The 6,746-nt window shown below is 58.4% G+C and carries 7 protein-coding genes; 3 read left to right on the top strand and 4 right to left on the bottom strand.

The genetic code is table 11. The annotated features are described in order from the left end of the window. Positions 1-51: 51 nt before the first annotated feature. From ACH2EH_RS01410 to ACH2EH_RS01395, 4 genes are read right to left on the bottom strand one after another with little or no spacing between them, the layout of a single operon-like run. A complete protein-coding gene (locus ACH2EH_RS01410; protein ID WP_395138095.1) occupies positions 52-1,086 on the bottom strand; it encodes a sialidase family protein in 1,035 nt (344 codons plus the stop codon). Positions 1,087-1,103: 17 nt separating this feature from the next. After that, positions 1,104-1,544: a cupredoxin domain-containing protein gene (locus tag ACH2EH_RS01405; protein ID WP_395138092.1), complete on the bottom strand. Its 441-nt coding sequence runs from the start codon at positions 1,542-1,544 to the stop codon at positions 1,104-1,106. A 50-nt stretch (positions 1,545-1,594) separates the two neighbouring features. Continuing rightward, on the bottom strand, positions 1,595-3,136 hold the full coding sequence (locus ACH2EH_RS01400; protein WP_395138090.1) for a hypothetical protein: 1,542 nt from the start codon (positions 3,134-3,136) through the stop codon (positions 1,595-1,597). Continuing rightward, entirely contained in the window at positions 3,133-4,332 is a 1,200-nt protein-coding gene (locus ACH2EH_RS01395; protein ID WP_395138087.1) for a FixH family protein, read from the bottom strand. The genes ACH2EH_RS01400 and ACH2EH_RS01395 overlap by 4 nt, the downstream gene beginning before the upstream one ends. Positions 4,333-4,576: 244 nt before the next feature. Here ACH2EH_RS01395 and ACH2EH_RS01390 point away from each other — a divergent pair, with 244 nt between their 5' ends. The 3 genes from ACH2EH_RS01390 to ACH2EH_RS01380 all read left to right on the top strand — a co-directional run. Further along, on the top strand, positions 4,577-4,738 hold the full coding sequence (locus ACH2EH_RS01390) for a hypothetical protein (protein WP_395138085.1): 162 nt from the start codon (positions 4,577-4,579) through the stop codon (positions 4,736-4,738). 272 nt (positions 4,739-5,010) lie between these two features. After that, positions 5,011-6,588, top strand: coding sequence for a multicopper oxidase family protein (locus ACH2EH_RS01385; RefSeq protein WP_395138083.1), 1,578 nt, complete (start codon positions 5,011-5,013; stop codon positions 6,586-6,588). Between the two features lie 38 nt (positions 6,589-6,626). Further along, positions 6,627-6,746, top strand: a 120-nt coding sequence (locus tag ACH2EH_RS01380) for a metal-sensitive transcriptional regulator (RefSeq protein ID WP_395138097.1), incomplete at its 3' end; no start/stop codon positions are given.

Genomic DNA, 6,746 nt, shown 5'->3' with positions numbered 1-6,746 from the left:
GTATGATGAATATAGCGAAGGTGAATCCTCCAAATGGCGTATTTTGCCTCTTTACGGAGACGACTCCACTTTGGTGGCAAAGAGTCCCCCAGGCCCTGTCCAGGCGAGAGCAACCGTCCCCTTACTACTTGCGCTGAGAACCGGATCGTTCGCCCCCTCAGCTAGTGTCCGTATCGCGCCTGTCGGGTCTTGCAGGCGGAGTTTGCCAGGCCGCCCGACGAGCCAGGTACACCAGGTGCCGCCTTTACCTGAGGCAATCCAGGGCTGTTGCCCGACCTCGATGCGTTGCTCTGGCTTGCCGGGGACGCAGGTATAGATAACCTCTTCACGCCGCCAGGCGCTGACGATCCCGTTTTTGGCACTGGTTGCGATCATCCCGCCGTCCATTGGGCAGGCATTGAGGAGCCAAGAGCCAACCCCAAGCTTCTGCGCGGGTGTAAAACTCTTCCCTTTATCACTTGACCGGCACAGATACATATCCCGATTGCCCGCAAGGACATTACGAAACATCACCAGTAGCTCACCTGAGGGTGTGAAGCAAGTCGAGACGTGGCAGCACTCGCAGACCGTGCCGCTGGGCGAGCGGTAGGCCCGCAGGTTGCGGCTCCAGCTCTTCCCACCATCGGTAGAGGTGGACGCGAAGACGGTGGTGCCTTTCTCACGCAAGTCGAGCCAAGCGCAAGCAAGTGTGCCATCTGGTGCTGATGCCATGGCATGAAGCCCTTCGCGCGCTGCACCGGGAACGTCATTCACTATCGCGGGGCCTTGCCAGCTTTTGCCTTCGTCATTGGACCGCCAGGCGAGCAATTCGCCATCACGTCCACCGCCCTGCTGGCCGTAGATCGCGGAGACGACCAGTGTTTTACCTAAGACTGCTAGGCGCGGACCTCGGCGCATACCGAGCGCGAGGCGACCCGCCTGAGCGATCTTAACTGGGGCTGTAAAGGCCGAATCTCCGGCGCTTGCAGAGGCCAGGTAGAGCGCGTTTTCCACGCCAAAAGCGACGTGCATCGTGCCCTGTGCATCCAGCGCCAGGGAAGGCCCTTTAGCGCCGGGCAGATTCGTGATGCGGAGAGGGGTTAGCATATTATTTTCCTTTTCCACTACTTGACGGTGACACTTCCTTCGTACATGCCCATGCTGCACGTGAAGGCAAGCTTGCCTGCCTTTTTAGGCGTGAACGCGATCACTGTTTTCGTGGCCTTCAGCTCCTTGGTGATCTTCAAGTCAGGAAAGACAACCGTGTCGCCGCAGCCAATGTTCTTGCCCTTGAGGAAGGTCAGCTCAACGGGCTTTCCCACTTTCACCGTGATGCTGGCCGGGCTATAGGTGCCGTTTGCCACCGTGATAGTTACTTTCTGCGCAGCCTTGGTCTGGCTGGCCGCAACAGGGGCAGACTTTTTCTGTGGCCCCTGAGGAGAGCAGCAGCTCTTCATTGCCATGCCGTCTTTCATAGCCATGCCGTCCTGGGCGTGTAAGTCGGAAGAAACAAGGGCAAGGGCCGCAAGCCCTCCGAGAGTTAAGGTGAGGAATCTAGCGTTCATGGTTTTTCTTTCTGTAGCGACTGTGTGCTTACATCTTTGAGTGACTGTGCTTACATCCTGCCGAATCGCCAACGGTAGAAGACATTGACCGAGATGGGCGCATTGCCGTAAGAGGCTTTGAGAGTCGAAGGATACGCATAGAAATCGAGCGAGGCTCCGACACCCTGCTGGCCGCGCTCGTCTTGCTTCAGGTTGTGGACACCGCCAATCGAGAGCTTCTGCACCCGGTAGACTCCTGCGGGCACGCCGACCAGCTCATCCTTCTGGGTGTTATCTAGCCGCGCAAAGTAGGTTTGCTTCCCCCGTGTGTAGGCGGTCTCCGCCAGAATCGCCGTGGTCTTGCCACCGCCCTTGAGGTTCTGTCCGATAGCCAGCATCGAGGCGAGATTGTCCCCGTTCTCAAAAGCCCGGTTGTGCATCGCGGAAAGGGTCAGGCGGTGCTGGTTCACGCCCGGCTCCAGGGTTTCTGGGGACTTGAGAAAGCCGTAGGAAGCCTGGAAACTCAGGTCTTTGCTCGGGTTATGTGTGATGCGACCCGCGTAGCTATTGAGGCGGATCGGGTCGATATCGTAGCGCGCCTCGTTAGGCTCACGCCCATTGAAGATCGAGCCTTCCACTTTCCACTTATCCCCTGCCGTCACGCCCGCCGTTGCGACCCCGTAGGTGATGTGGGTGCCATCGAGCCAGTGGTGCGAGATAGGAGCACTCGGGTTGTCCCAGGCCGAGGGCCGGTGCTGAAACGCCGCCGGGCCAATCGCAGGTTCGCCCGCCGGAGCCAGGTAGAGAAAGCCACGCTTATCTCCTCCGAGCGGTGCGCTGTAGGTGGCGGCGAGCTCCATGATCAGGTCATGGGGATGCTGGCGGTCTTTCAGCGGCTGGCCGTTTGCCGTCTCGCCTGTCTGGAAGAGATTTGGGTAGCCCTTCTTGCCATTGGTGAGCGGATCAAGGGAGAACATGCCGCGCAGACCCAGAACGCGCTCCTTCTCGTCGCGCTTTTGCCCCATGAGCATGTACTGGGTCGCGCCATAGGTCTGGCTCTCCCCTCGCTTACCACCCGCGTCGCCATAGGCCAGAGTCGCAAGACCCATCTGCATCAGCTGCCAGCCGCCGCGCTCGCTCATCCGTCCGTACATCGGACTGGACTCGGGGAGCCACGTCGTGCCGGAGCCTTCGCGGCTCATGCTCCACGGGCCAAATGTCCCGGGCATCTCCATCTGCATAAGCTGCTCAAAGAGCATGTCCGGCGTGAGATTATCGTAGCGCCCATTTCCCGCCTTGATGCCCTCTAGGCAGGTCTTACAGACGCCTTTTTTCTCAAAGAGATTCGCCGCGCAGCCACAGTTGCCTTCCAAGGCGCACTCCGCGCAGCCGCCCTTGATACAACAGGCAAAGCGCCCCTCCTCGGCAAGGATCTTCTTAGCCGCCAGCAGCGCCGTCTCATAGGCTTTCATATCGCCTTTTTTCTTCGCGGCAAGCGCCTGCTTTAGAAAAGGATCGGCTTTACTGGGGCCTCTTTTAGCCCCAGTCGGCGGGTGCGCGAAGGCAGAGGGAAGTAGCGAGAAAGCAAGCGCGATCAATAAAAGCCGTTTCATTTAGCCGCACCAACTTTCACGACAAAGGGAATGGTGACGACTTTGCCGCCCCGCTGAAACTGGCCCCACGCCTTGTAAACACCGGGCTTGGGGAAGCGAGCGTTAAACGCGACGTTGCCTTTTTTCGATTCGGCGAGTCCTCTCTCGTCCTCGGCGGGGTGGCTGTGAACCACGGTCTGGCCGTCTTGATGAATGATCATCAGGTGGCCAAATGCCCCTAGGTAGGGCTCTAGATTGGTCACGGGCTTGCCCGCACTATCGGTCAGCTTGAAGGTGAGCATCGTGCTCTTGCCGATGGGAATCGGACTCGTTGCCGCACTAAAATTTGCCGTGATCCCATCCACCGTATTTTTCGTCCCTGCTACCACGAGCGGAACGGGCTTTGCTGCAGGGCCAGCCACCTTGAGCGTTGTGCCGAGAATCTGCGAGCCTGCGCCTTTAGGAGCAACATCGCCGTAGATTCGGTACTCACCGCCGCTGGGAAAGATCTGTGTGTGGGTGAACGTGCCATCGGGTTGCGCCTCGGGATGCTCATGGGCGAACCAGGAGAGGTCTTTACTGGTCATGAGTAGATGGAAAACCTTGGTGTGGGCAATGTCAAAGTCCTTGACTATAGCCTTGGTTTTCATGTTCCGTATGGCAAAGCGCAGCTCAACAGGCTTGCCCGCGACTGCCGCGCCTACACTCTTCACCTCGACAAAATAGGGCTTGGGAACGGGCTTTTTGCTCTGCCGCGCTTCGGCGTCTTGTACATCCACCAGAAAGCTCGCCGTAAGGGGCTTGCTCTCTCCAGGCACGCTTAAACTAAGCGCGATCTGATACTGGCCGCCGTGGGGGAAGTAGCACTCGATGCCGTAGTCACCAGGAACTCCCTCGGTGTGAATCTTAGGACTCTGAGCGGGCATCCCCGCCATCTCCGGCATCGTGACGATTGCTTTGGTCTGAACCCGAGCGACTCCCGTGGCCCCAGAGACGGGGTCTATCTTGCTTGTATCGAGCAGGCGGAACTCGATATCAATCTGCTCCCCGGCAAAGACACCTTCGGTGGGCAATCGAAGTGTAAGAGTGTACTTGCCAATGGTCTTTTGAAGGCCAGCAGGTGCCGAAGCTACCTGAGCCAGAGTCGGGTTCGGTGCGCTAAGAAGCGCCACCAGAGCCAGTGTGCCTAAGGCGACACGCCGAGTATTTGTAAACATGATTTTCTTTTCCTGAGGAGGTCAGCACGAACTTTCGTGCAAGCGACGAAAAGCCGCAAGGCATAGACAGCCTGGCAGCGGAGTTCAGGAAAAGGTGGGAGGAGCACGAAGGGCAGCAAAGGGAAGGGGTGGCCCGCGTGGAGCCGAAAACTCCAGGGCCAAACCGGCTAGCGAAACCGTTGTCGCAACAGAGGCAACAATAGGGGCCGCAGCAGTGCCGAGAACGAAGAGGGGACTCTCCGCCGTGACCACTGCCTCAGGGAAGCTCGGAGACGATGGGGCAGACTGCATCTTGCAGCAACAGGGCGCGGAGATCGAGGCGTCTTGTGAAGTCGCCTTCTTCGCGCAGCAGGACAACCCCTCCGCTTTCTGCCTCGCTGCCATCATGGGGCAAGCCGCGGTTTGAGATTGCATCTGGCAAGCGAGCACAAGCCGGGCCGGAGCCAGGAAGGTCGTCATCATTGCAAAGACGAGCATTAAAACCGTGTGCTTGCGAAACATCAGATTATCTTTGAGTATACCCCCGATGGGTATCTCATGCCACAGTAGATGCTGAGCAAGTAGCGAAGGTTCCCTGATATCTGGAACCTAGGTGGATCAGATAAATTACGGAACCAGAAATGTATGTTGGCACTCTCCAGAGTTATCTGAAACGATACAGAAAGAAGCGTGGGTAGCATGGACAGACGGTATTTCCTTGGCCTTGCGGGGCTAGGAAGTGTGATCGGAGTCGGCGGGCTGCTCGCCTCTAAGTCGAGTGTGGGACAGAAATCGGGAGAGAAGGCGCTCGGTGTGACTGGCAGCTCAGCTCCCTCCGTCGTCGAGATCGCGTTGAAGGCAACCGAAGCCGAGGTGTCGATATATCGAGGGAGGCCGACGCAAGTCTGGCAGTTTCAGGGGACGCTTCTGAAGGGCGAGCCGAGTTGTCTGCAAGCAAGCGAAGGCTCCTATCTGGGCCCGACGATTCGTGTCCGTCGCGGTCAGAAGCTACGCGTGCGCTTCACCAGCGACCTGCTCGAACCCACTGTCGTTCACTGGCACGGGCTGCACGTGCCCGCTGCGATGGACGGCCACCCCAGCAACACTGTCGCCCCAGGACAGAGTTTCGTCTACGAGTTTGACATCAAGAACCGCGCGGGCACCTACTGGTACCATGCGCATCCTGCTGATCGAACGGGACCACAGGTCTACTACGGGCTTGCCGGGCTTCTGATTGTCAGCGACGACGAAGAGGAAAAAGCGGGTTTGCCAAGCGGGGCATTCGATGTCTCGCTTGTTTTGCAAGATAGAACGTTCGACTCGAATAATCAGCTGGCTTACCTACCTGGCGGGATGATGGATCGGATAATGGGCTTCCTGGGCGACACGGTGCTTGTCAATGGACATCCAAAGTTCGAGCTTCCCGTATCTGCGACCGCCTATCGCTTGCGTCTGCTCAACGCCTCCAACTCCCGGATCTATAAGCTGGCCTGGAGCGACGGCACTCCGCTGACCGTGATCGGAACCGACGGTGGCCTACTGGAGAAGCCGGTGGAGCGCAAGTACGTGATGCTCGCGCCGGCAGAGCGCATAGAGCTCTGGGTGGACTTTAGCGCGCTGGCGACGGGCGCGACGAAGAGGCTGCAAAGCAAGTCGTTTTCCCTTCCTGCGATGGGCATGATGGCAATGATGATGGGCAATGCCGCGGTCGCCAACGGAGCCGCGCTGTCGATTCTAACGGCTCGGGTGACCGGGCCTGGTGCGGCAAAGCGCCCTCTTCCTGCCCAGCTCTCCCGAATGACGCCCTTTCTTGCCTCGGATTCGGTCAATGAAGCGATGCCTCGTACATTCCGGCCAACGATGGCACACATGAGCTGGCAGCTTAACAACCGGGTGTTTGATATGCAGGACATGACCTCGGTCTCTGAAGAGGAGACGGTTCGTCTCAACACGCAGGAGACCTGGGTCTTTGATAACAACGCGACGGGAGGTGGCATGGGGATGATGGGCATGATGAAAATGCCGCATCCGATGCACATCCACGGCCTTCAGTTCCAGGTGGTAGAGCGGCAAATCGCGCCTGACTTTCGCGGTTACTGGAACGCCGTCAGTCAGGGATATGTGGACGAGGGCTGGAAAGACACCGTTCTCGTTATGCCCGGCGAGCGCGTCAAGCTGCGGATGCGCTTCGAGGACTACACCGGCCTGTTTCTGTACCACTGCCACAACCTGGAGCACGAAGACGCCGGAATGATGCGCAACTACCTGGTTCGTTAGTCTTGACGGATATACCCTATGGGGGTATATTATTTATCATGGAAGATAAGACGAACCCGCGCAAGAAGCTCACGACCCGCCTCAAACGAATCGCGGGGCAAGTGGCGGGCATCCAGCGCATGGTGGACGAGGAGCGCTACTGCGTGGATATCCTCACC

The sequence above is a fragment of the Armatimonas sp. genome, assembly GCF_043760365.1.
Taxonomy (GTDB): Bacteria; Armatimonadota; Armatimonadia; order Armatimonadales; family Armatimonadaceae; genus Armatimonas.
The sequence above is the reverse complement of the archived record's forward strand: the minus strand, read 5'-3'. Positions and strand labels throughout refer to the sequence as shown.

What these genes read in the sequence shown, in the direction of transcription:
- ACH2EH_RS01385 (WP_395138083.1), top strand. Translation starts at nt 5,011, where the DNA reads ATGGACAGACGGTATTTCCTTGGCCTTGCGGGGCTAGGAAGTGTGATC.
- ACH2EH_RS01410 (WP_395138095.1), bottom strand. Translation starts at nt 1,086, where the DNA reads ATGCTAACCCCTCTCCGCATCACGAATCTGCCCGGCGCTAAAGGGCCT.
- ACH2EH_RS01395 (WP_395138087.1), bottom strand. Translation starts at nt 4,332, where the DNA reads ATGTTTACAAATACTCGGCGTGTCGCCTTAGGCACACTGGCTCTGGTG.
- ACH2EH_RS01400 (WP_395138090.1), bottom strand. Translation starts at nt 3,136, where the DNA reads ATGAAACGGCTTTTATTGATCGCGCTTGCTTTCTCGCTACTTCCCTCT.
- ACH2EH_RS01405 (WP_395138092.1), bottom strand. Translation starts at nt 1,544, where the DNA reads ATGAACGCTAGATTCCTCACCTTAACTCTCGGAGGGCTTGCGGCCCTT.